The sequence below is a fragment of the Labrys sp. E2SS-1L genome, assembly GCF_057073705.1.
In genome coordinates, this window is record NZ_CP172712.1 from 1,320,342 (window position 1) to 1,343,953 (window position 23,612).

Annotated in this window: 22 protein-coding genes; 9 read left to right on the plus strand and 13 right to left on the minus strand. The window is 65.0% G+C overall.

Going from position 1 to position 23,612, the window contains the following annotated elements; genetic code table 11:
- Positions 1 to 153: 153 nt before the first annotated feature.
- Complete coding sequence (locus ACIGJE_RS06000; RefSeq protein ID WP_367623837.1) at positions 154 to 1,422, minus strand: ABC transporter substrate-binding protein; 1,269 nt, start codon at positions 1,420 to 1,422, stop codon at positions 154 to 156.
- A 78-nt stretch (positions 1,423 to 1,500) separates the two neighbouring features.
- Entirely contained in the window at positions 1,501 to 2,175 is a 675-nt protein-coding gene (locus tag ACIGJE_RS06005; protein ID WP_311937812.1) for a GntR family transcriptional regulator, read from the minus strand.
- A gap of 250 nt (positions 2,176 to 2,425) precedes the next feature.
- Between ACIGJE_RS06005 and ACIGJE_RS06010 the strand changes: the two genes are divergently transcribed.
- Positions 2,426 to 3,526: a hypothetical protein gene (locus ACIGJE_RS06010; protein ID WP_311937814.1), complete on the plus strand. Its 1,101-nt coding sequence runs from the start codon at positions 2,426 to 2,428 to the stop codon at positions 3,524 to 3,526.
- Positions 3,527 to 3,674: 148 nt separating this feature from the next.
- Here ACIGJE_RS06010 and ACIGJE_RS06015 read toward each other — a convergent pair whose 3' ends face one another.
- Positions 3,675 to 3,923: a GlsB/YeaQ/YmgE family stress response membrane protein gene (locus ACIGJE_RS06015; RefSeq protein WP_311937816.1), complete on the minus strand. Its 249-nt coding sequence runs from the start codon at positions 3,921 to 3,923 to the stop codon at positions 3,675 to 3,677.
- Positions 3,924 to 4,154: 231 nt separating this feature from the next.
- Between ACIGJE_RS06015 and ACIGJE_RS06020 the strand changes: the two genes are divergently transcribed.
- Positions 4,155 to 4,637, plus strand: coding sequence for a YidB family protein (locus ACIGJE_RS06020; RefSeq protein ID WP_311937818.1), 483 nt, complete (start codon positions 4,155 to 4,157; stop codon positions 4,635 to 4,637).
- 192 nt (positions 4,638 to 4,829) lie between these two features.
- Positions 4,830 to 6,230 (plus strand): adenosylhomocysteinase, encoded by a 1,401-nt coding sequence (ahcY, locus tag ACIGJE_RS06025; RefSeq protein WP_311937820.1) that lies wholly within the window; start codon positions 4,830 to 4,832, stop codon positions 6,228 to 6,230.
- Positions 6,231 to 6,317: 87 nt separating this feature from the next.
- Here ahcY and ACIGJE_RS06030 read toward each other — a convergent pair whose 3' ends face one another.
- A complete protein-coding gene (locus ACIGJE_RS06030; protein ID WP_311938007.1) occupies positions 6,318 to 7,058 on the minus strand; it encodes a superoxide dismutase in 741 nt (246 codons plus the stop codon).
- Positions 7,059 to 7,287: 229 nt separating this feature from the next.
- Here ACIGJE_RS06030 and ACIGJE_RS06035 point away from each other — a divergent pair, with 229 nt between their 5' ends.
- Both ACIGJE_RS06035 and ACIGJE_RS06040 read left to right on the plus strand, forming a co-directional pair.
- A complete protein-coding gene (locus ACIGJE_RS06035) occupies positions 7,288 to 7,698 on the plus strand; it encodes an OsmC family protein (RefSeq protein WP_415082561.1) in 411 nt (136 codons plus the stop codon).
- Between the two features lie 134 nt (positions 7,699 to 7,832).
- Positions 7,833 to 8,981 carry a lysozyme inhibitor LprI family protein gene (locus tag ACIGJE_RS06040; protein ID WP_415082563.1) on the plus strand — a complete coding sequence of 383 codons (1,149 nt, stop codon included), beginning with the start codon at positions 7,833 to 7,835 and terminating at the stop codon, positions 8,979 to 8,981.
- Positions 8,982 to 9,021: 40 nt separating this feature from the next.
- Here ACIGJE_RS06040 and ACIGJE_RS06045 read toward each other — a convergent pair whose 3' ends face one another.
- The 5 genes from ACIGJE_RS06045 to ACIGJE_RS06065 form a co-directional block, all read right to left on the minus strand.
- Entirely contained in the window at positions 9,022 to 9,723 is a 702-nt protein-coding gene (locus ACIGJE_RS06045) for an ABC transporter ATP-binding protein (RefSeq protein WP_415082565.1), read from the minus strand.
- On the minus strand, positions 9,720 to 10,598 hold the full coding sequence (locus ACIGJE_RS06050) for an ATP-binding cassette domain-containing protein (RefSeq protein ID WP_415082567.1): 879 nt from the start codon (positions 10,596 to 10,598) through the stop codon (positions 9,720 to 9,722). The genes ACIGJE_RS06045 and ACIGJE_RS06050 overlap by 4 nt, the downstream gene beginning before the upstream one ends.
- Complete coding sequence (locus ACIGJE_RS06055; RefSeq protein WP_415082569.1) at positions 10,591 to 11,424, minus strand: ABC transporter permease; 834 nt, start codon at positions 11,422 to 11,424, stop codon at positions 10,591 to 10,593. The genes ACIGJE_RS06050 and ACIGJE_RS06055 overlap by 8 nt, the downstream gene beginning before the upstream one ends.
- Entirely contained in the window at positions 11,421 to 12,479 is a 1,059-nt protein-coding gene (locus ACIGJE_RS06060) for an ABC transporter permease (RefSeq protein WP_367623844.1), read from the minus strand. The genes ACIGJE_RS06055 and ACIGJE_RS06060 overlap by 4 nt, the downstream gene beginning before the upstream one ends.
- Positions 12,480 to 12,574: 95 nt before the next feature.
- Entirely contained in the window at positions 12,575 to 14,161 is a 1,587-nt protein-coding gene (locus ACIGJE_RS06065; protein WP_483679562.1) for an ABC transporter substrate-binding protein, read from the minus strand.
- 363 nt (positions 14,162 to 14,524) lie between these two features.
- Here ACIGJE_RS06065 and ACIGJE_RS06070 point away from each other — a divergent pair, with 363 nt between their 5' ends.
- From ACIGJE_RS06070 to olsA, 3 genes are all read left to right on the plus strand, one after another.
- Entirely contained in the window at positions 14,525 to 15,772 is a 1,248-nt protein-coding gene (locus tag ACIGJE_RS06070; RefSeq protein ID WP_367623845.1) for an efflux RND transporter periplasmic adaptor subunit, read from the plus strand.
- Positions 15,773 to 15,789: 17 nt separating this feature from the next.
- Positions 15,790 to 18,984 carry an efflux RND transporter permease subunit gene (locus tag ACIGJE_RS06075; protein ID WP_311937840.1) on the plus strand — a complete coding sequence of 1,065 codons (3,195 nt, stop codon included), beginning with the start codon at positions 15,790 to 15,792 and terminating at the stop codon, positions 18,982 to 18,984.
- 155 nt (positions 18,985 to 19,139) lie between these two features.
- Positions 19,140 to 19,907, plus strand: coding sequence for a lyso-ornithine lipid O-acyltransferase (gene olsA / locus ACIGJE_RS06080; protein WP_415082572.1), 768 nt, complete (start codon positions 19,140 to 19,142; stop codon positions 19,905 to 19,907).
- 98 nt (positions 19,908 to 20,005) lie between these two features.
- On the opposite strand, the gene ACIGJE_RS06085 is transcribed toward olsA, so the two are convergent.
- Positions 20,006 to 20,563, minus strand: coding sequence for an NADPH-dependent FMN reductase (locus ACIGJE_RS06085; RefSeq protein ID WP_415082574.1), 558 nt, complete (start codon positions 20,561 to 20,563; stop codon positions 20,006 to 20,008).
- 226 nt (positions 20,564 to 20,789) lie between these two features.
- Here ACIGJE_RS06085 and ACIGJE_RS06090 point away from each other — a divergent pair, with 226 nt between their 5' ends.
- Positions 20,790 to 21,650, plus strand: coding sequence for a DUF2189 domain-containing protein (locus tag ACIGJE_RS06090; protein ID WP_367623848.1), 861 nt, complete (start codon positions 20,790 to 20,792; stop codon positions 21,648 to 21,650).
- 142 nt (positions 21,651 to 21,792) lie between these two features.
- On the opposite strand, the gene ACIGJE_RS06095 is transcribed toward ACIGJE_RS06090, so the two are convergent.
- From ACIGJE_RS06095 to ACIGJE_RS06105, 3 genes are read right to left on the minus strand one after another with little or no spacing between them, the layout of a single operon-like run.
- Positions 21,793 to 22,581 (minus strand): anti-sigma factor family protein, encoded by a 789-nt coding sequence (locus ACIGJE_RS06095; RefSeq protein WP_311937848.1) that lies wholly within the window; start codon positions 22,579 to 22,581, stop codon positions 21,793 to 21,795.
- Positions 22,578 to 23,252 carry a sigma-70 family RNA polymerase sigma factor gene (locus ACIGJE_RS06100; protein ID WP_415082576.1) on the minus strand — a complete coding sequence of 225 codons (675 nt, stop codon included), beginning with the start codon at positions 23,250 to 23,252 and terminating at the stop codon, positions 22,578 to 22,580. Before ACIGJE_RS06100 ends, ACIGJE_RS06095 begins: the two co-directional genes overlap by 4 nt.
- Positions 23,253 to 23,287: 35 nt before the next feature.
- Complete coding sequence (locus tag ACIGJE_RS06105; RefSeq protein ID WP_311937852.1) at positions 23,288 to 23,590, minus strand: hypothetical protein; 303 nt, start codon at positions 23,588 to 23,590, stop codon at positions 23,288 to 23,290.
- Between the last annotated feature and the right edge of the window lie 22 nt (positions 23,591 to 23,612).

Sequence of the window (23,612 nt, forward strand, 5' to 3'; positions counted from 1 at the left end):
GGAAGGCTGGCAGGATGGTTGTGCAATCGGGTTGCGATCGGCGCATTGCCCGCTGCACCCCATCCGACCCGGCTTCGCCGGGCCACCTTCCCCGCTTCGCGGAGAAGGCAAGTTGTGCTTCGTCTTACTGTTGAGCAGATGCTGCGAGCGACCTCACGGCTTGGGGTGCGCCGCCCAGTAATCGTCCGCGATCTTCTGCAGGTTCTGCATCACCTCCGGAGCGGAATTCGGGTCGAGCACGAATTTGGAGATCTCGTCGACGGCCGCCTCGGCGATCGGAGAAGGCGTGGTTTCCCAGTAGCGGCCGAGCAGCTTGTAGTGGTCCTTGGCCACCACATCGTTGAGCTTGGCGACTTCCTTGTCATCAGGCAGCTTGGCATCGCTATTGGCGACGAGGAAGCCGGTGAGGTCGGCCCAGCGCTGCTCGCCTTCCTTGCTCATCCAATAGGTAGCCGCCTTCACCGCGGTGTCATGCGTGTCGGAGTTCTTCGACACCAGCAGCGGTCCAGCCTCGAAGATCACGCTCGGCGGCAGGCTGGCATTCTTGTTGGGCAGCACGAACAGGCCCCAGTCGCGCCCCTCGATGGTGCCGGCCTTGGTGACGGTGTCGGCGAACCAGGTGCCGACCAGCATGTGGACGACCTTTCCCTGGGCGAAGGAGTTGTTCATGCTGTCGCCGGTGGTGAAGCCGAAGGGCGAAGTGCCGTCGTCCATCCAGCCCTTGGCCATCCAGTCCTTCCAGGTGGCGAAGGCCGCCGCGACCTGCGGATCGGTATATTTGGCCTTGCCGGCCATCAGCTTCACGTAGAAATCCGGATCGGACCGCACCAGGAATTCGGAGAACCAGATGAAGGCCGGCCAGCGTCCCTCGATGGTCTGGCCGATCGGTATCTTGTTGGCGGCCTTGATCTTGGCGAGGTTGCCTTCCAGCTCTGCCCAGGTCTTGGGGACTTCGAGGCCGAGCTCCTTGTAGACGTTCTTGTTGTAGAACATCGCCCAATAGGCGACGTTGTTGGGCACGGCATAGATCTTGCCGTCGAAGGAGAAGGCATCGGCGACTTCCTGCTTGACCTTGCCGTCGGCCAGCAGGGGCTTCCAGATCGCGGTGAGATCTTCTAGCTGGCCTGCCTCCACCAGGTCCTTCATGCGGTAGCCGGACCACCAGGTGAACATGCCGGGCGCCGAGGAGGTGGGCAGGGCTGCCCGGACCGCCGCCTGGTAGTTGGTGGTGTCGCCGAAGGGCGTGACCTGCCAGCTCGCGGTGGGGTCGTCCTTGCCATAGGCCTCGAAATTGGCCTGCCAGCCGGCCTTGTCGTGCGACACCGTCAGTTGCGGCTTGTCGGCGGCGTGGGCCATCGGGGCCGACAAGCCCGCGGCGAGCAGGCCGGCAACGGCCGCTGCACGTAACTTCGTCAAGATCATGGGGTTCCCTCCTGCCTGCGGTCGTTGCCGCAGCCTTGGTTTGGTCGTTGTGAAGGCCGCCTTTGCGGCGGCTCTGGTTCACGGCGTGCGTGTGACGAAATTGTCGAGCGCCTGCAGAATCGTGCGCAGATGGTTGCGCATGGCGATGGCGGTGGCGTCCTCGTCACCGGCGGCGAGGCCGGCAAGGATGTCGCGATGTTCGGCGATGATGGCTTCCGAGCGGTTCGGCCAGTTCACGGTGACGAAGCGCAGGCGATTGAGGTGGGCCTTCATGTCCTCCAGCTCGTCTGCGGCGGCCAGGCAGTCGACCGTTGCGAAAATACGGCGATGGAAGGCTTCGTCCAATTCGTAGAAGCGGCGCACGTCCTTGCGGCCCGCCGCGAATTCCTGTTCGTCGACGATGCCCGCCAGTGCGTCGAGATCGGCCTGGTTCACCGCCTGGCACGCCCTGCGGCTGATTTCCACCTCCACGACCTCGCGGATCAGCTGGGCGGCCTTGACTTTCTCCACCCGGATCGGCGCAACCACCGTGCCGCTCTGCGGGAAGATCTCGACCAGGCCGAGATTGGCGAGGCGCAGCAAGGCTTCGCGCACCGGCGTGCGCGACACGGAGAGGCTGGCGGCGATATCGGCCTCGCGGATCGGCTGCTGTGGCCTGAGCACGCCGAGCACGATGTCGCTGCGCAACATCTCATAGACATTGGTCGCCGTGGAGCGCGGCCTCACATTCGCATGTCGCAGCGTGTCCAGCATGGCGGGTGGCTCCGATAATCGCGCCCTGTGCGGTGTCGATTAATATATTAGTGCATTTATATTGTTGCAAGCACCTTCTTCGCTTGGCTCGAGGTCCGTCGGCGAAGAAGACGAGGTGGCCGGAGCGGCTGCTTGCGGTGCTCGCCGCCCTGTTGCGTCCGCCCGCTTTTGGATCATACTGGAGCCGCAGGAAGCCTATCCTATTGTTTTGACACGAATAAAATTAGACGATTCAGGGGAGATGCAGTCGATGGCCGCCGATGGGGAGTTTGTCACGATCGAGGCGCACGGCATCCGCGCGACTCTGGATCTTGCGGTCGGGCATATCCGGGAACTCATGGTGGAGCGGGACGGCCGCCAGGTCGCGCCGCTGCATAGTGCCCCCTGGCTGGAGGAGGCGCATGCCGCCGACACGCCGGCCCATCTGCAGCGCCTGTCGGGTGATTTCCTCTGCGCTCCTTTCGGCCTGAGCGATGTCGATGGCTCACCGGCCCATGGCTGGCCGGCCAATTCGGCCTGGAGGCACCTGGAGACCCGCACGGTCGATGGCGGGCGCCAGGCCCGTTTCGAACTGGAAAAGCGGGTGATGGGCGCGCGCGTCGTCAAGGAACTCACCCTGCGTGACGACCATCCCTTCCTCTATCAGCGCCATCTGTTCCAGGGGGGCGAGGGAGCGGTATCCGTGGGCCTGCACATGATGGTGTCGCTGCCACAGGGCGGCCATCTGAGCTTTTCGCCCAAGCGTTTCATCGAGACGTCGACCGATCCGCTGGAGGCCGATCCGCTCAAGGGGCGCTCGGCACTGGCCTATCCCGCGCGCTTCAATGATCTCAAGAAGGCCCCACTAGCCGATGGCGGCACGGCCAATCTCAGCTGCTACCCCTTCGACCGCAACCACGAGGATTGCGTGATGATGCCCGAGGCGCCTGGCCGGGAGCTCGCCTGGGGCGCCGCGCTACGGCATCGCGAGGCGGATCTGGTGCTCAGCCTGAAGCGGCCGGAAGACTTCCCCTCCACCCTGTTGTGGATGAGCAATGGCGGCCGCTATTACAGCCCCTGGAACAGCCGCCATCGGGGTGTGCTCGGCATGGAGGAAGTGCGGACCTATCTGCTGGCGGGCCACAAGGCATCGATCGAGCCCAACAACTATAGCGAACAGGGCATCCCGACGTCGATCAGCTTGACGCCGTCGGGTGAGATCGACTTGCGGCAGGCCATCGGCATCATGCCGGTGCCGGCGGGATGGGACCGGGTGACGGAGGTGGAGGCCCGCGGAAACCGGCTGGCAGTGCTGTCCGATGTCGGCGAATTCAGCGTGCCCTACGATCCGGACTTCGTGCTGCATCGCTGAAACATTTTGCGACTGGGTGGGATCGCCTCCGAATGGGAGAATGCGCCCAGGCAAGGCACTGAAGTGGGCCTTGCCGGAACGTCCTTGGTTCCAAAGAAAAAGGCCGGTTACGCAGCCGGCCTCTCAGCGCATCGTGATCTCGGCAGGGTCAGCGCCGGGCCAGGGCGTTGTAACCCACCAGCACGATGATCGAGCCGGCAATGGCAATGAGGATGCTGCCGATATTGATGCCATCGACAGTGCCGATGCCCATTGCCTTGGCGATGAAGCCGCCGACGAGCGCGCCGATGATGCCGATCACGATATCCATCAGCAAACCGGAACCCGATTTGTTGACGACCTTGCTGCCGACAAAGCCCGCGATCAAGCCCAGAATAATCCAAGACAAGATACCCATGGAGTCGCCTTTCCCTCGTGGCGGATGACAGATACGAATCTTACCATTAAATGATCGTAGGGGGACAAATTCTTTTGGCAAGGGGCAACCTGCCGTAAGGCAAAGTCAATTTCGGAAAAAATTTTGCCGCATTCACTGTTGTAAAATGCTTGTCGTTAGAGACAGGATACACAACATTGGAGGCGACCGCGGTTATCGCGGCACCCCATTCCTTCACGAGGAGACGCAGACATGGGCCTTTTCGACACTGCCGTGAACGATGCCGTGCCACAGAACAATTTCACCAAGCCGCTGATCATCGCCGCCGGTGCGCTTCTGCTCGCGAAATGGCTGAAGGGGGGTAGCGACGATGCCCAGCCGGAGACGCAAGCCTCCATCCCTGCGCCGGCACCGGCTCCCGCGCCGTCCGCGCCGCAGGCGGACGCCTCCAACGATGGCGGCCTGCTCGGCGGCCTCGGCGGCCTCCTGGAGAAATTCCAGCAGTCGGGCCAGGGCGACGTGATCAATTCCTGGATCGGCGGCGGGCAGAACCAACCGATCCAGCCGGGCCAACTCGGCCAGGTCCTCGGCCAGGATACGCTGAACAACCTTGCCCAGAAGGCGGGCGTCAATCCCAACGACCTGCTCGGCCAGCTCGCGCAGCATTTGCCCGAGATCATCAACAAGCTGACGCCGAACGGGCGCATTCCCACGCGGGACGAACTCGGCCAGTAAGGCCGCTATTCGCCGAGCCTCGGCGTCGGATCGAAACAGAAGGGCGGGCGGATTGGCCCGCCCTTTTGGCGTCGTGCCGGGCTGGGAACGAGGCGCCGGCACCTTCGTCACATAAAGAAATCCTTATATCCTTATTGCCGGCAAAGGCCGACTGTGCTAGACGCCCGCCATGTCAAATGCGGGAAGCATCGAATGAGCACGCAAGATTATATCGTCAAGGATATGGGTCTGGCCGCCTGGGGCCGTAAGGAAATCGAGATCGCCGAGAGCGAAATGCCGGGCCTGATGGCCACGCGCGCCGAATATGGCCCGCGCCAGGTGCTCAAGGGCGCCCGCATCGCCGGCTCGTTGCACATGACCATCCAGACGGCCGTGCTGATCGAGACCTTGCAGGCTCTCGGCGCCGATGTGCGCTGGGCGTCCTGCAACATCTACTCGACCCAGGACCATGCTGCAGCAGCCATCGCTGCCGCCGGCACCCCGGTCTTCGCCATCAAGGGTGAGAGCCTGGAAGACTATTGGGAATACACCCACAAGATCTTCGAATGGGCCGATGGCGGCACGCCGAATCTGATCCTCGACGATGGCGGCGACGCCACCATGCTGATGCATCTGGGCCTGCGCGCCGAGAAGGGCGACACCGCCTTCCTCGATGGCGCCACCAATGAGGAAGAAGAAGTCCTCTTCGCCGCCATCAAGAAGCGCCTCACCACGCATCCGGGCTGGTACACCAAGAATGCGCTTGCCATCGGCGGCGTGACGGAAGAGACCACCACGGGCGTGCATCGCCTCTACGAGATGGCCAAGAAGGGCACGCTCTTGTTCCCGGCCATCAATGTGAACGACTCGGTGACCAAGTCGAAGTTCGACAACCTCTATGGCTGCCGCGAATCGCTGGTGGACGGCATCCGCCGCGGCACCGACGTGATGATGGCCGGCAAGATTGCCATGGTCGCCGGCTTCGGCGACGTCGGTAAGGGCTCGGCCGCCTCGCTGCGCAATGCCGGCTGCCGCGTGCTGGTTTCGGAAGTCGACCCGATCTGCGCCCTGCAGGCCGCGATGGAAGGCTATGAAGTCGTCACCATGGAGCAGGCTGCTCCCCGCGCCGACATCTTCGTCACCGCCACCGGCAATGTCGACGTCATCACCCTCGACCATATGCGCGCCATGAAGGACCGCGCCATCGTCTGCAACATCGGCCACTTCGATTCGGAGATCCAGGTCGCCGGCCTGCGCAACCTGAAGTGGACCAATGTGAAGCCGCAGGTCGACGAGATCCAGTTCGCCGACGGCCACCGCATCATCCTCCTGTCGGAAGGCCGCCTGGTCAATCTGGGCAATGCCACCGGCCATCCCTCCTTCGTGATGTCGGCCTCCTTCACCAACCAGACGCTGGCGCAGATCGAGCTGTGGACCAACCCCGGCCAGTACGGCAAACAGGTCTACACGCTGCCCAAGCACCTGGACGAGAAGGTCGCCTCGCTCCATCTCGCCAAGGTCGGCGCCACCCTGACCAAGCTTTCGGAAAAGCAGTCGGCCTATATCGGCGTGGACCAGAACGGCCCGTTCAAGCCGGAACTCTACCGCTACTGAGTTCGCGCAACGCGTTCGCGTTTCAGCCCTTCCCGCCGGTGCGGGGAGGGCTTTTTGTTGCCGGCCGTCCCGTGCCCGCCACGGACGTCAGATCACCAGCTTGCCCTGCTTGGCGAGCGCATAGCGTTCGCCGATCTTGCGCCAGTCGACCACCTTCCACCACGCCTTGAGATAATCGGGCCGGCGGTTGCGGTAGGTCAGGTAATAGGCATGCTCCCAGACGTCGTTGCCGAACAGCACGCGCTTGCCGTCCATCAGCGGCGTATCCTGGTTGGGTTTGCTGTCGAGGGCGAGCTTGCCCTCGCTCGTCACGGTGACGAACACCCAGCCCGAACCGAAGACCTTGGCCCCGGCGGCACCGAAGGCTTCCTGCAGCTTGGCGACACCACCGAAATCACGCTCGATGGCGGCGAGCACTTCGCCTGCGGGCTCGCCGCCCTTGGCGCCCATGATCTGCCAGAACATGGTGTGGTTGACATGGCCGCCGAGATTGTTGCGCACCGCCTGGCGGACGCTCTGCGGCACCTTGTCCAGGCCGGCCAGGATATCGGGATAGGTCAGGTCCGCCAGCGAGGGTTCCTGTTTCAGAGCCGTGTTGAAATTGCTGACATAGGCCTGGTGGTGCTTGTCGTGATGCAGCGTCATGGTCTCGGCATCGATCGTCGGTGCCAGCGCTGCGGCCTCATAGGGAAGCGGCGGCAATTCGGCAGGCCCCTTCGGATCTGTCGATGCCGAGGCAGCGGCAAGGGCAGGGGTCAGTTTGGCGCCGGCGGCCAAGGCGGCGCCGGTCGCGGTGGCGAGAAGGGTGCGGCGGGTTAGTACGGTCATGGTCATTGAAAACGTCTCCGGCCTGTTGGATGAAGAAGCATGAGCAATGGGGTGGGTGCCTGTGGCCACGCGCTACGGGCGTCGCCCAGGCTAGAGTGGTAATTTGGTGGCACCGTGACCGAAAGGCGGACACGCGCTGCCGGCGCCGTGGACAGGAAGCGGCCGGAGCGGGCCGGATCTTCCCGCCGAAAGCGGGAATTTACCTGCTTGGGCCATAAGGGAGAACGGCATGTCGGTTGCAAAAGTGAAACCGAGGCAGACGGGGGCGACGGCCGTGCTGCCCCGCCTGGGACAGCCGGTGGTGACGTCGGCCACGGGCGGGGAAATCGGCGTGGTCACCCGCCCGTCGGAGGCCGGCTTCAATCCGCTCGACCTGCTCTATGCCTCGCTTTCGGCCTGCCTCGTGCTGAGTGCCCGCATTGCTGCCAGCAATCTCGGCGTGCTCGACCGGCTCGGCGAGGTGCGGGCCGAGGTCAAGGGCGAGAAGGCGGCGGACGAACCCTCGCGCATCGAACGTTTCCATATCGCGATCGAGGTGACGGGCGATTTCGACGAGGCGACGAAGGCGGCGATCATTGCCGACGCGGAACGGATCTGCACCGTCAGCAACACCCTCAAGGGCCATCCGATCCTGGGCTGAGCTTCAGCCTCGAATCATCCGTACATTTCGGCATGGATCCGCCGGTTTTGTGCCGATAACGCCGGTCAAAGGCGATGGCCGGACAGGCCCGGCCTCCTATAGCCTCTCGCTATTCCCCTTTGAGAGGGTGCGCGATGCGCTATTTTGGTTTTCTGATCCTTTCGATCCTGCTTGTGGCCGCGCAGCCGGCCTTGGGGCAGGACAATTCCTGCGCCAAACCAGGGGAATCCGGTATAGAGGGCCTCGAAAATCTGCTGCGGGAGCAGAAGAGCTGCAAGGCGGCGACGGCGCTGTTGCGCGAATGCCGGTGGGGCTCCAGCGCCGATACCAGCTTCAGCGCCATCGTCGTCTCCATCTGCGAAAAGGAGTTTTACCCGCAACTCTCCAAGGCGGATCAGATCGACTATGGCGATCGCATGCAGCTCTGCGCCTACCGCTATGCCGGTCAGCAGGGTACGCTCTATATGTCGATGGCCGCGACCTGCCAGAGCGAGGTCGCGGCGCGCTTTGCCGATCCGAACACCGCCCGCGAGCCGCTCGGCCGCGCCAGCTTCAACTGCGGCGAGGCGGTGACGGCGCTGGAGAAGGCGATTTGTTCCGACCGGAAATTGGGGCAAGCCGATCTCGTCCTGGCCCAGAGCTATGGCGAGGCAGTCGCGAGCCTGAAGGCCGATCCGGAGACGCGCGGCGCCCTCATTGCCGATCAGCGTCGCTGGCTCGATCGCGTCGCCCGAAAATGCGATCTTGTTGATGGCAGCAGGCCATTTTCCGCCAAGAGCCTTGTTTCCGCCAAGAGCCTTGCCTGTGCCCGTGGCGCCTTCGAGAAGCGCTTTGCCCTGCTCGACGGTTGCGGTGAGGCGGGCATCAGCATCGACTGCCTTGCCGAGACGGCCGACGGCGCAGCCGATGCGGCCGATCCGGGCCAGCGGGCGAGTTTCGATTGCGACAAACCCTCCACGCCGCTGGAAATCGCCATCTGCGCCGATACGGACCTCGGGCAGGCGGACATCAGGCTCGCCGCCATCTACGAAAATGCAAGGAAGACCATGGCGGGCGAGCCGGACAGGAAGCTTCTGGTCGAAAGCCAGCGTCGATGGCTCGCCTTCGTGCAGGGAACCTGTCCGCTCGGCGCAGTCGGCGGCATTCCGCCGGTGCTGGGGCGTGCTTGCGTGCGTTCCGCTTTCGAACTGCGCGGGAAGCAGCTCACGGCTTGTCTGTCGAAGCCGGACATCGAACGCAAAGCCTGCCTCGATGATTTCAGGATCCTCGAAGACAAGAAGTAGATTTCATGCCAACAGCCGCATTGATTCCAGGCCGGGGACTTCAGCCGCGTGCGAGATCGCGGCGGTCGAGCAGCGCCTCGATCCGGCCGCCCGCCATGCGCGCTGCCCTGTCGCACATATGGCCGATCACGTCGGGGTCGTGGCTCACCAGCACCAATGTCATGCCATGGCGCCGCTTGAGGTCGTTGAGCAGATTGAGGATGCCGGCCTGCACCGAAATGTCGAGTGCCGAGGTAGGCTCGTCGAGCAGCAGCAGGCGAGGCTCGAGCAGCAGGGCCCGGGCGATCGCCACGCGCTGGCGCTGGCCGCCGGACAGTTGGTGCGGGTAGCGCCCGGCGATCTCGGCGGCGAGGCCGACATCGGCGAGGCTGGCCCTGACACGGCCGGCAATATCGGTCTCTCCTCTTATCTCCAGCGGTTCGCCGAGCACGCGCGCAATGGCGTGACGCGGATGCAGCGAGGCATAGGGATCCTGGAACACCATCTGGATGTCGCGCCTCAGGGCGCCCTCGATGGCGCGTCCCGGCTGCAGGGAATGCCCGAATACCGAGATCGTGCCCTGCCAGTTCAGGTTCAGGCCGGCAAGGACGCGCAGCACCGTGCTTTTGCCGCAGCCCGACGGGCCGACCAGCCCGAAGGTCTCGCCGGGCTCCACGGCAAAGCTCACGCCGCGCACGGCGGTAAAGCTGCGGCCGCGACGCTGGAAGCTGACCTCCAGATTGTCGATCGACAACGCCGTCATGGGGGTGCATCCCCCGGGTAAGGCGCTTGTGGCGTATCGGGAGTCGGCAGGCGGGTGCCGTAGGTCGCTGCTGAGGGCCGCGCCTGCCACAGGCCGCGCGTATAGGGGTGGCTTGCCTGGGCGAGTTCACTGGCCGGGAGGGCGTCGACGATCGAGCCCTGGCGCATCACCAGGACGCGGTCGGCGAAGCGGGAAACCTGCTGCAGATCATGGCTGATCAGCAGCAGGCCCATGCCGCGTTCGCGCGCCAGGCGTTCCAGCAATCCGAGGATCTGATCGCGCACGACATGGTCGAGCGCGGAAGTCGGTTCGTCGGCGATCAGCAAGTCCGGTTCACCGATCAGCATGGCGGCGATCATCACGCGCTGGCCCATGCCGCCGGAGAGTTCGGCCGGCAGGCTGGCATAGACCCGCTCGGGATCGTCGAGCCCGACCTGGGCGAGCATGGCGAGAGCCTTTCGCCGCCGCTCGGCCTTGGGCAGGCGATGATGCAGCAGCAGGGGCTCCTCCACCTGGCGACCGACACGGTGAGCCGGATTGAGCGAGAATTTCGGATCCTGCAGCACCAGGCCGATGCGCCGGCCGCGCAGGCGTTGCCAGCCTCGCGCATCGAGGCCGGCGAGGTCGGTCTCGCCCAGCCGCAACCCGGCTGTCCGCGCCGCGAGGCTGGTCGGCAGCAGGCCCATGATCGCCCGGGCGGTCAGCGACTTGCCCGAACCGGATTCGCCGACGATCGCCACTTTCTCGCGCCCGACCGTAAAGGAAATGCCATGCACGAGTCGGCGGGGTATCGCTTCGCCGCTTTCCACGTTTCCAGCGGTCTTGTCCTTGGTCTCGACCACCAGATCCTCGACCTGCAGCAGGGTATCAGTCATGGCGCGGATCCAAGATGTCGCGCAGCCCATCCCCCAGCAGGTTCAAAGCGAGGCTGGTGACGAAGATGGCAAGGCCCGGCGCGGCGGCGATCCACCACTGGTCGAAGATCACCTTGGTGCCGTCGGCCACCATCGAGCCCCATTCGGCCATGGGCGGACGCACGCCGAGGCCGAGGAAACCCAGGCCTGCCGCGGCCAGGATGATGCCGGCGAGGTCGAGCGCCAGCCGGATGATGGCCGAGGGCAGCACGAGCGGCAGCACATGGCCGAGAAGCAGGCGCGGCCCCCTGATGCCGACCATGGACGCGGCGGCGAGATAATCGCTGCGGGCGAGCGCCGATGTTTCCACCCTGGCGAGCCGGGCATAGGCCGGCCAGCTCGTCAGGGCCAGAGCGAGGGCACCATTGACCAGGCCTGGACCGAGAATGGCGACGAAGGCGAAGGCCAGCACCAGGCGCGGGAAGGACATCACGATATCGGTCAGGCGCATCAGCACCCGCTCGGTGAGGCCGCCGAAGAAGCCGGCGAGCAGCCCGACCGCCACGCCGAGCGGAGCCATCAGCACGGTGACCAGGACGATCAGCAGCAGGGTCGGCTGCGCGCCGTAGATCAGGCGCGAAAGCAGGTCGCGCCCGAAGCCGTCCGTGCCGAGCCAGTGCTGCCAGGACGGGGCGGCGAGACGGATGGCGCTGTCCTGCAGGTTGGGATCGTAGGGGGCGATCAGCGGGGCCGCCAGCGCCATGAAGACGAGCAGGACGAGCACACTCGCCCCGATCAGGGCGGATGGCGAACGGCGCAATGCCGAGATTGCAGGGGATGCCATCATCCGCGCTCCGCCAGGGCAGTCGGATCGACGCGGGTGACGATCAGGTCGGTGAGGCTGTTGAGCAAAACGAAGGCCATGCCGATCGCCAGCGTCGAGCCGAGGATGGCGGCGGTGTCGCCGGCGAACATGGCGACGGTGAGATAGCGTCCGATGCCGGGCCAGGCGAACACCGTCTCGGTGAGCACCGCACCCTCGAGCAGGCTGGCATAGGCGAGGGCGATCACGGTGATCAGCGTGCCGGCCACATTGGGCAGGATATGGACCAGCACCACCCGCAGGGGGCTGGCTCCCTTGGCGCGGGCGGTGAGCACATATTCCTTGGAAAGCTGTTCGAGAATGGCGGCGCGCGTCAGCCTCGAAATGCCGGCCATCGCATAGAGGGCCAGCACCGCCGTCGGCAGGACGAGATGGGCGAGGGCGCTGCGCAAAGCGCCAGGTGTTCCCGAGAGCCAGGCGTCGATCAGCGCGAAGCCGGTGATGGGCTTCATGGTGTATTGGAACACGATGTCGAGGCGCCCCGGTCCCGGCGCCCAGTGCAGCCGGGCGTAGAACAGCAGCAGAAAGATCAGCCCGAGCCAGAAGATCGGTGTCGAATAGCCGATCAGCGATAACAATCGAGCGAGGTTGTCGACCAGGCCGCGCGGCCGCAGCGCCGCCAGGATGCCGAGCGCCAGGCCGAGTACGGCACCGATCAGCGCCGCGGCGGTGGCCAGTTCGAGCGTCGCGGTGAAGGTACGCAGGATGTCGGAGCGGACCGGCTGGCCCGTCGACGTGGCCATGCCGAGATCGCCTTGGACGACATGGCCGAGATAGCGCAGGAACTGCATCACCAGCGGCTGGTCGAGCCCGAGTTCGCGACGTGCGGCCTCGTAGCTCGACTGGCTGGCGTGATCGCCGACCTGCTGCAGGGCGGGATCGATGCTGGAGAGCCTGGTCAGGATGAAGGTGACGACGATCAGGCCGAACAGCGTCAGAACGACGGACAGCAGCCAGCGCAGTACCCTGAGCACCGGGCGGAAGAAGGGCCTGGCGCCCGGCGTTTCATCAGCTTGCATCGTCAGTCCTGGAAGTGGCGTGAATGCGAAGCCCCGGCGCCACGAGGGAGAAGGCCGTCTTGTCCCAATCTCGACGATTGGAACGAGACATCAAGTCACTTCTCGACCTGGTCGTAATAAACCTGGTCTGCGTTGAGGCCCTGGGCATAGCCCTTGACGGCCTTGCCGAGCACCACCTGGTCGCTGCCCTGGAACATCAGCACATAGGGTGAGCTCTTCTGGAGCTTGCGCTGCAGGTCCTCATAGAGGGCGGCACGCTTGGCCGGATCCTGTTCTTTCACGGCGGCGGCCGTCTTGTCGCTGAGTTCCGGGATCACCCAGCCCGCCTGCTTGGCGATGGTGTTGTGCTTGTTGTCGCGGTTGATCGCGAAGGCGCTGGCATTGGAATGCGGGTCGAAATAGTCGGGGATCCAGTAGCGCAGCGTGAATTCATACTGGCCCGAGCGGCCCTTGTTGTAGATGTCGCTGGCGACACCCGGCTGGATGTCGAGCGTGAGGCCGGCCTGGCCGAAAGTCTGCTGCAGGGACTGCGCGATCTGCAGATAGGGCTCTTCGTTGAAGACGGGGAAGGCGATCTTGGTCGGGCCGATGCCGGCATCGGCCAGGATCTTCTTGGCCTTCTCGACATCGAGCTTGTAGGGATTGTCGTTCAGCGCGCCGGGGAAGCCGGTGGGCAGGAAGGCCTGGTGCACCTGCGACTGGCCACGCAGCAGGTTCTTGGCGATGCCCTCATAGTCGACGAGATAGCGGGCTGCCTCCCAGAAGGCGGGATTGCCGAGGGCGGCATTGGCCTTGCTGTTGATCAGGAGATAGTCCGAGCGGGCCGAGGGGATGGCGAGCACGTTGAGCTTGCCCTCCTTCTTGAGCGCATCGATCTGGTCGGCGCCCAGGCCACGGGCGATGTCGATGTCGCCCTGCTCGATCAGCAGACGGCGGGCGGCCGCATCAGGCACGTTACGCAGGATCACACCCTGCAGCTTGGGCGCGCCACCCGGCGAGGTCGGGTTGGCATCCAGTACCAGCGCTTCATGAGCGGTATAGGTGTTGATCTTGAAGGCGCCGCTGCCGGCCGAGTGCGACTTCAGCCAGCCATTGCCGAAATCGCCATTGGCGGCCTGGGGAGAGACCGTGGCTTCGTCGGCGATGGAGGCGATCGGCGCGGTCAGGATGGCGAGCACGAAGGCCGGGCCGACATCGGCCTGCCAGCTCAGCTTGACCTTGCCGTCATCGGCCTTCGTCACGGACTTGTCGACATTCTCCGCGGTCCAGCCGAGTTCGCCCAGGATAAAAGAGGGCGCCTTGTTGAGCTTCACCGCCCGCGAGAAGGAGAAGATCACGTCCTCAGGACGCACGGGGTTGCCCGAGGCGAATTTGGCGTCCTTGGCCAGGGTGAAGACCAGGCTCTTGCCGTCGCTGCCGGCTTCCCAGGAAGTGGCGAGCGCCGGCTCGATGCGAGTGCCGTCCTGGCGGTTCGACTGCACCAGGCGCTGGTAAAGGGCATTGAAGGCCTGCACCGTCGTCAATTCGAAGCCCTCGGCCGGGTCGAAGCTGACGGCATCGTCGATCGACTGGCCGACCACCAGCAGGCCGGGTGGCGTTTCGGCCTGCGCCGCGACCACCAGCATGGTCGACAGGCCGGCGGCCATCATGGCGATGCCGGCCCTGTTCCAGAACTTACCCATTTCACACCTCATGACAGCCGAAACCTTTGGGGAATGCCCGGTTCCCGGCCTTTCAGCCGCGACGATTAGGCAAGCTGATTGCTATGGTCAATATCTTTCTATCAATCTTGTAGACTATTGGTTGCGGGCCCGAGCCAGCCTGAACCGTGATCACGAAATTTCGGTTCCTATACACGAAAACGTGTGCGCGCGGAGGCTCGTTGTGCCGGATGAGAAACAATGCGTTCACATACTCGCTGCAATTTGTACGCATTGATACATCGCAACACCCGTTTCCGGATATGATCGGCAGCGGGGGGTATCGTCGTGAAAAAGGGGGAGGCCTCGCCTGCCCGGACCTAATGAAGATCTGATGGCGGCTCGATGAAGCGTCTTCTCAATTTCGTGCTTGTTCTCGTGCTGGTCGTCGGCCTGGCCTGGTGGCAGCGTGCCACACTGGTGCCGTGGCTGGTGCAGACGGTGCCTTCCTCCAAGACTCTCATTGCCGCTCTTCCCGGCTTCTCCGATGCGCTGCATGCTCCCGAAGCGCCGCAGGCGGCCGGGGCAGGCAAGTCTTCGCAGCGCAACGTCGCGCCGGTGCCCGTGGTGCTCGTCCAGGCGGTCGCCAAGCAGATGCCGATGGTGATCGATGCCGTCGGCACCGCTACGCCCTATGCCTCCATCCAGATCCGCACCCGGATCGACAACACCGCGGTCACCAGCGTCCGTGTCGCCGAGGGTTCCGAGGTCAAGCAGGACGATATTCTTTTCACCCTGGATGATCGCGCCATCAAGGCGCAGATCGCCCAGATCCAGGCCCAGATCGCGCGCGACCAGGCCCAGATCGCCCAGGCCCAGATCGACCTGTCCCGCGCCAATGACCTGCTCGCCCGCAATGCCGGTGCGGCGACCACGCGCGATACGGCCGCGACCGCCCTCAAGGTCGGGCAGGCGCAGCTTCAGGCAGACCAGGCCTCGCTGGAAGCGGCCGAGGTGACGCTCGATTATACCGTGATCCGCGCACCCGTGCCCGGGCGCATCGGCTCGATCCCGGTCAAGCCCGGCTCGACGGTGCGCACCTCCGACACCGCGCCGCTCGCCACCGTGAACCAACTCGACCCGGCCGTGGTGGCCTTCTCGATCCCGCAGTCGCGCCTGGCCGAACTGCGCGAGGCGATGGCGAAGGGACCGGTACGCGTCGACGCCATCACCGGCGGCAATACGCTCACCGGCCAGGTGTCCTTCGTCGAGAACGCCATCGATGCCGCCACGGGCACCATCATGGTCAAGGCCGACATCCCCAATCCGCACGAAATCCTGTGGGGCGGCGCCTTCGTCAACGTGCAGGTCGTCCTGCCCAATGCCAGCCCGCAAGTGGTGGTTCCCGATGCCGCCGTCCAGCTCGGCCAAAAGGGAAGCTACGTCTTCGTGGTGAAAGATGGTAAAACGGCTGAGCTTCGGTCCGTGACCGTTGCGCGCGTCGCCGGCGCCGATGCCGTGATCACCAAGGGCGTCGAGAGCGGCGAACAGGTGGTGGTCGACGGGGTTTTGCGCCTGGTCGACGGTGCGCCGGTCGCCATCAATGCGGGGGCCAAGGAGAGCACCGCCGCCAATACCAGTGCCAAAAGCTGAAGCCGGGAGACAAGCCGTTGCTTTCGGAATTGTGCATCCGCCGCCCGGTCATGACCATCCTGTTGATGGTCTCCTTCATTGCGGCCGGCTGGTTCGGCTACCGGCAATTGCCGGTGGCGGCCGTGCCGCGCGTCGACTATCCGACGATTTCGGTGACCGCCACCCTGCCGGGCGCGAGCCCGGAAACCATGGCTTCCTCGGTGGCCGCCATTCTCGAGAAGCAGTTCTCGGCGATTTCCGGCATCTCCACGATGTCGTCGACCTCCTATCTGGGCTCGACGCAGATCGTCCTGCAGTTCGATCTCAATCGCAATGTCGACGGTGCGGCGCTGGACGTGCAGGCCGCCATCGCCACGGCGCAGCGCCAGCTGCCCACCGAGATGACCACGCCGCCGAGCTTCAGGAAGGTCAATCCGGCCGACCAGCCGGTGATCTTCATGGCGCTGACCTCGGACCAGGCGCGCACATCCGACATCGACCGCTTCGCGCAGTCCAACATCCAGCCGTTGCTGGCGACGCTGCCGGGCGTCGCCCAGGTCAATATCTGGGGATCGCAGCAATATGCCGTGCGGGTGGAGGCCGATCTCGACCAGCTCACCGCGCGCGGCCTCACCCTCGACGACCTGCAGAAGGCCGTCGCCGCCGCCAATTCCAATACGCCCGTCGGTTCGACCAGCAATAACGGCCGCAACCTCATCCTCGATGCCACCGGTCCGATCCGCTATGCCAAGGGCTACATGCCGATCGTGGTGTCTTCCAAGAACGGCGCCCCGGTGCTGCTGCAGGATGTTGCCCGCGCCATCGACAGCGTCGAGAACGACAAGACCGCGGCTTGGCGCAACGACACCCGCGGCATCATCATCGCCATCCAGCGCCAGCCCGACGCCAATACCGTCGCCGTGGTCGACGCGGTCAAGAACACGCTGCCCAAGATCCGGGAAAGCCTGCCGGTCGGCGTCAGTCTCGACACGCTGATGGACCGTTCCGTGCCGATCCGCGCGGCAGTGGAGGATGTCGAGTTCACGCTGGGCCTGTCGATCCTGCTGGTCGTGATCGTGATCTACTTCTTCCTGCGCAGCGCGCGGGCAACGCTGATCCCGGCCATCGCCCTGCCGATCTCGCTGATCGGCACCTTCGCGGGCATGTATGTGCTCGGTTTTTCGATCGACAACATCTCGCTGCTCGCCTTGACGCTGTGCGTCGGCTTCGTGGTCGACGATGCCATCGTCATGCTGGAGAACATCGTCCGCCATGTCGAACTGGGGCAGAAACCCTTTGCGGCGGCCCTGATCGGCTCGCGCGAGGTCGGCTTCACCATTCTGTCGATGACGCTGTCGCTGATCGCCGTGTTCATCCCGGTGATCTTCATGGGCGGCATCATCGGGCGGATGTTCTCCGAGTTCGGCTATGTGATGGCCATCGCCATCCTGATCTCCGGCGTGGTTTCGCTGACGCTGACGCCGATGCTGTGCTCGCGCCTGATCAAGGAGCATTCCGAGGAAAAGCGCCCGGGGCTGCTGCTGCGGCTGTTCGAAGCCGGTTTCAACTGGCTGACCAGGGGCTATGCCCTCACGGTGCGCTGGGCCGTTAATTCGCCCGGCTTCATGCTCACCGTCACGGCGGCGACCTTCGTCGTGACCGCGATCCTCTTCGTCAATATCCCCAAGGGCTTCTTCCCGCAGGAGGATATGGGCTTCGTTTCCGTCTCGACCGTGGGACCCGACGACGTTTCCTTCGAGGCGATGATGGCGCGCCAGCAGGCCGTCGTCACCGAATTGCGCAAGGATCCCGATGTCGTCGCCATCCTGTCGAGCATCGGCGGCGGGGCGACCAGCCAGATCAGCTCCGGCAGCATGAACATTCAGCTGCGCGACAAGCCGGCCCGCACGGATCCGATCGACGTGGTGATCAAGCGCCTCGCCCAGGAAGCGGCGAAGGTGCCTGGCATCAACACCTATTTCCAGGCGGTGCAGTCGATCAATATCGGCGCCACCCGTTCGCGCAGCCAGTATCAATACGCCCTGATGTCGCCCGACGTCGACGAACTGCGCGCCAATGCCCAGAAGCTGCAAGCCCGCATGGCCCAGATTCCGGGTATCACCGGCGTCAATTCCGACCTGCAGATCAAGGCGCGCGATGCCGTCGTCTCGATCGATCGCGACAATGCCGCCAAGCTCGGTGTCACCGTCGACCAGATCCGCTCTGCGCTCTACTCGGCCTATGGCACCAGCCAGGTCTCGACCATTTATGCGCCGGAAAATACCTATGAAGTGATCCTGGAGGCGAGCCAGGCCTATAGCTCGCCCCAGGACCTGATGCGCAAGCTCAATGTCCGCTCGAGCTCGGGGGTGCTGATCCCGCTCGACAGCGTGGCGCGCATCGAGCAGAAGCCGTCGGCGGTCTCGCTCTCCCATATCGGCCAGCTGCCCTCGGTGACGATCTCCTTCAACCTCCAGCCCGGCGTCGCACTCAGCCAGGCGGTGGACGCCATCCAGCAGGCGACGGCGGAGCTCGACATTCCCAAGACGATCGCCACCCAGTTCCAGGGTACCGCCCAGCAGTTCCAGGATTCGCTCGCCAGCATGCCGCTGCTGCTCTTCGCCGCGGTGCTGGTGGTCTATATCCTGCTCGGCATTCTCTATGAGAGCTTCATCCACCCGATCACCATCCTGTCGGGCCTGCCGACGGCCGGTATCGGCGCCCTGCTGACGCTGCAGCTGTTCTCGATGGACCTCTCCATCATCGCCATGATCGGCCTGATCATGCTGATCGGCATCGTCAAGAAGAACGCCATCATGATGGTGGATTTCGCCGTGCAGCGCCGGGCCGCCGGCCTGCCGGCCAAGGAGGCCATCGTCGAGGCGGCGGTGCTGCGTTTCCGCCCGATCATGATGACCTCGCTCGCCGCCATTCTCGGCGCGCTGCCGATCGCCCTCGGCCATGGCGCCGGCGCCGAGCTGCGCCGGCCGCTCGGCGTCACCGTGGTGGGCGGCCTGATCGTCTCGCAGCTGCTCACCCTCTACATCACGCCGGTGGTCTATCTCTCCCTCGACCGTGTCGCCAGCTGGTTCGCACGCAAGCCGGAGGACCTGCCGGCGCGCACCGACGACGTCCTGCCCGAGCCCGAGCAGCACGACGTCAGGCCGCCCGCGCCGGGCGAGCCCGCCATCGCCGCCGAGAAGAAGCCCGGCCTGATGACCGCGGCGGAGTAACCCCCGGGTGCGCGGACGTCCCGTCCGCTCTTCGGAGCACTGCACCTTAATGTAAGGAAAAGCGGACGGGACGTCCGCGCACCCGGAAAGGCCTCATTTGCCCTCCGGCCGCTCTTTCGCTTATGAAGGCTCCGATTTTTCCGGATGCTTCTCCCATGCGCCTCAAGGCGATCTGCCGTATTGCCGCCGTCGCCCTGCTGGCCATGCCCCTGATCCCGCTGCAATGGCTGGCGGTGAGGCGCGACTGGGCGCTGGCCCGCCGCCTGCCGGTGTTCTTTCATCGCAGCGTGCTCGCCATCATCGGCGTCCGGGTTGCCGTCAACGGCACCCAGGCCCGGCAGCGGCCGCTGCTGATCGTCGCCAACCATGTCTCCTGGCTCGACATCGTGGTGCTGGGCGCCCTGGCGCCCTTGTCCTTCATCGCCAAGAGCGAGGTGCGCGGCTGGCCGGTGATCGGCCTGTTCGCCCGGCTGCAGCGCTCGGTCTTCATCGAGCGCGAACGCCGCCACAAGACCGGCCATGCCACTGCCGCCATCGGGGCCCGGCTGAAGGCCGGGGATGCCATGGTGCTGTTCGGCGAAGGCACCACTGGAGACGGCGTGCACGTCCTGCCCTTCCGTTCCGCCTTGGTGGGGGCCGCGCGCGAGGCGCTGGATGGCGGCGAGGCGGCGGCCTATGTCCAGCCGCTCGCCCTGCGCTATGCCAAGCGCGGCGGGCTGCCGATCGGCCGCGGCGCCATGAAGGAAGTCGCCTGGATCGGCGACATGGATCTGGCACCGCATCTCGTCGGCATTCTCTCCGGCCCGCCAATCGATGCCGTGGTGAGCTGGGGCGATGCCCTGGCCTGCGATGCCGCCACCGATCGCAAGACTCTGACCCGTCAGCTCGAGGCGGATGTCCGCAGGCTGGTGCGGGCGAGTTAAAGCGTTTTCCAGAAAAGTTGATAGACTTTTCGATTAAGAAAATGCGTTAAAACAAAGAGTTAGATCGAAATGGCGATTCGAAGAAAAGCCATTTTGATCTAGCCCGAGCCTCCCGGCTCTGCCTGTGCGAAGGTCTCGATGGCTCGCGCGAAGGCCGCCAGTGCCGCGGTGACCGAAGCGGCAATTTCGACATTTCCGGCCATGCCGGCGGCATCCATCCGCGTCGCCAGCAAGGGCAGGGTGATCGAGGCCTCCTCGACGATGCGCGCCGACATCGTGGTCAGCACCAGGCGCAGGGCTGCCTGCGCGTCACTGGCGCGCGGCGAGGCGTTGAACAAGGCGACGGGCTTGCCGGGGAATTCGGAGCTGCCGACCAGCCAGTCCAGGGCGTTCTTGAAGGAACCGGGAATGCCGCGGGCATATTCGGGGCAGGAAATGATCAGCCCGTCGGCGGCGCCGACCAGATGGCGCAGCGCCATGACGCTTCGAGGCGGATTGTCGCCATCGAGGTCCGGATTGAAATGCGGCAGCGAGCCGATGCCGTCATAGGCCGCAATGCGCATGCCGGCCGGCGCCAGCAAGGCGGCGGCTTCGAGCAGCACCGTATTCGAAGAGCCGAGGCGGAGGCTGCCGGATAGCGCGAGAAGTGTGATCATTGGCGAATCCGCAGCGCTCCCAAAAGAACACTCTTGCCGATGGCCGGACGGGCGGCAAGCACACGCGCAAGTGACTGGATCGAGACGAGATAGACGGCTGACATCCGCGCGCATGAGGCGTATTGTCGCGGATCTACAGGTCGCGCTCGTCGTGGCTGTTTCGGCGTCGGCACCCCGCCGGCGTTCCACTTCGGTCGCGGCCTTCATTCCTTTCGGGAGTAGGACCATGACGATCAGAAATCCCGTCGAATGGGGTATCGATGCCGTCCGCGGTGCCGCCAATGGCGTGGGCGCCCTCGGCACCACCCTGCATCGCCCCGCTGCCCAGTTCGAAACCTCGACGCCCATCGTCCGCCAGATCGGTTTTGCCGATCTGCGCGAGGTCCTGGCCAAGGGCTTCCAGGATTTCGGCGCCTATCGCACCGACGTCATCTTCATCGGCTTGATCTATCCGCTCGCCGGCCTGGTCCTGGCCCAGTTCGCCTTCGGCAACGGCATGCTGCCGATGCTCTTCCCGCTGGTATCGGGCTTCGCGCTCGTCGGACCGGTTGCCGCGATCGGCCTCTATGAAATGAGCCGCCGCCGCGAGCAGGGCCTCGAGGCCACCTGGGCCCATACGCTCGACGTGGCGCGCTCGCCCAATTTCGGTGCCATTCTCGGGCTCAGCCTGATCCTGGCGGTGATCTTCGCGCTCTGGCTCGGCGTCGCCGCCCTGATCTATCGCTATACGCTTGGCCCGGCCCTGCCGGTCTCGGTCTCCGCCTTCGTCTCGGATGTCTTCACCACGCCTGCCGGCTGGGCGATGATCGTGCTCGGCGTCGGAGCCGGCTTCCTGTTCGCCCTGGTGGTGCTGGCGATCAGCGTGGTGTCGTTCCCGATGCTGCTCGACCGCAAGGTGAGGATCGGCACCGCCGTCAGGACTTCGGTGGATGTGGTGCGCGCCAATCCCGGCCCGATGCTGGCCTGGGGCTTCATCGTCGCTTGCGCCCTGGTGCTCGGCTCGCTCCCCGCATTGCTCGGCTTGATCGTGGCCATGCCGGTGCTCGGCCACGCGACCTGGCACCTCTACCGCCGGGCGGTGGGGTAGTGGTGACTGGTTCTCGGCATGCCCGGGCTTGAGCCGGGCATGCCGGCATTTACGCGATCCCGAAGCACACGTCGCATTGCCGGGACGAGCCCGGCAATGCGAGGTGTGAGGCAATTGGCTTCGATGGGCCGAAATACCGGCGTCATTTCGGTGTCGCTTCGGCGAAATCCTGCTGGAATTGCTTCAGTTCCGGCTCGTTCAAGTCGGAGACAGCCCAGAAATTCAGCCCTGCCTGGGTCCAGTTCAGGAGCGTATAGCCATCGCGCTCCCCGACTGGGGCAGAGGCGCCCGCGGCAGGCCAGATGAAGAGATTGATGACATGGCCGCTGCGCCGATAGATCAGCGTGGCGACGACGCGTCCCTTGAGATAGTCCACACGCCCGCCGACCAGCGGAAAGCCGCGCGCCTTGAGGTCCACCACCGGCGGCGAGAAGTCGATCTTGCCGTTGAACCAGGGCTTGACGGTGTGCTGGTCGGAGGTAGCGACGTCGGTCAGGTGATTGGCGAGCAGGGAGTGGACATGGCTGGAAATCAGCTCGTCCTCCAGCGAGGGACCTGGTTCGGGGCGCATCGTCACGAACAGCACACAAGCCGCCAGGACGGCCAGCGAAGGCAGCAGGCTCCAGCGCGTGAAACGGTCGACGAGCAGGCGCCAGTCGAGGCCAGCGAGGGTGGAAGCCCGGGAAGCGCCGGCTTCGCGGCGCAGGGCCGCCGCCACCCGGCCATGCAAGGCTGCTGAGGCCGGCCAGCGCACGCCGTCCTGGGTAATGATCGCACGGATCGCCTCGATTTCGGCCAGCCGCGCCTTGCAATCGGGGCAACCGGCGAGATGGTCCTCCACCCGCAGGGCATTGGCAGCGTCGAGTTCGCCATCGGCATAGAGCTGCAGCAGCCGGTCCCAGTCCTGGTGCGGTGTCTCGGCCATGCTCATGCCTCTCCTCCCGGCGTTGCCTGCCGGTTCTTCCAGGCAGCAGCGAACAGGGTGCGTGCGCGGGCGAGCCGCGACATCACCGTGCCCATGGGGGCCGCAATCGTTTCGGCGATCTCCCGATAGGAAAGCTCCTCCATTTCCCTGAGGACCAGGACTTCGCGGAAGGCTTCGGGCAGGCGGTCGAGAACCGCGCGGATCTCGCTTGCTTCGGCCTGCTGCAGCAAGGCGGTTTCGGGACTCGCCTCCTCATGCGGCAGGTCGGTCCTCTCCTCCTCGCCTTCACCGGCGTCGAGCGGCTCTGTGCGGACGCTGCGCTGGCGTACCTGCCACCAGGAGCGATGGCAATTGCGCACGATGGTCAGGAGCCAGGCGCGCGCGCTGCCGCCCCGATAGTCTGCAAAGCCGCGAAAGGCGCGCAGGAAAGCCTCCTGCACGATGTCCTCTGCCGTGTCGGCATCGCGGCAGAGATAACGCGCCAGATTATGCGCCGCGTCGAGATGCGGCAGCATCACGGCCTGGAACCGGGCGAGCGCGTCGGCGTTCCCTGCCGTCCTGGCGGAAGGCTGCCCGTTTGCGGCCATGGTCCAGACGCCATGCCACCACGCGGCCAGCCGCCGGATCGCCGGCAGCAGCCAGGGAATGTCGGGATTCGTGCCGGCATGGGCCGTCATGGCCGCTCGTCCTTCCCGTCCCAGCCCGAGTTCGATCAATGCGCAGCCCACCGCATCGCGACCTTGCCGGTGATCGGCGTGGACTGAGAAGGCATGGGCCGAGAACAGGAATAGCTGAAATCCCGGGGCTGCGCGAAGGCGAAGTTGTCGGCGATGACTTCAAACGGGCACCGAGCCCCGATCAGGGCGGGCAGGGACAGCAGGGCCAATTGCAGGACGAGCCGCGCGAGGGCAGGGCGATAGTAACGGGGGACCGCGGGCATCTCCACAAGACTCTTACGCCAGCGACGGCCGGCACCGTTCTCATCCGGTGAAGGAGGTTCGTCGGAATGGGTCATCTCGCGCTCCGGATACGGAAGG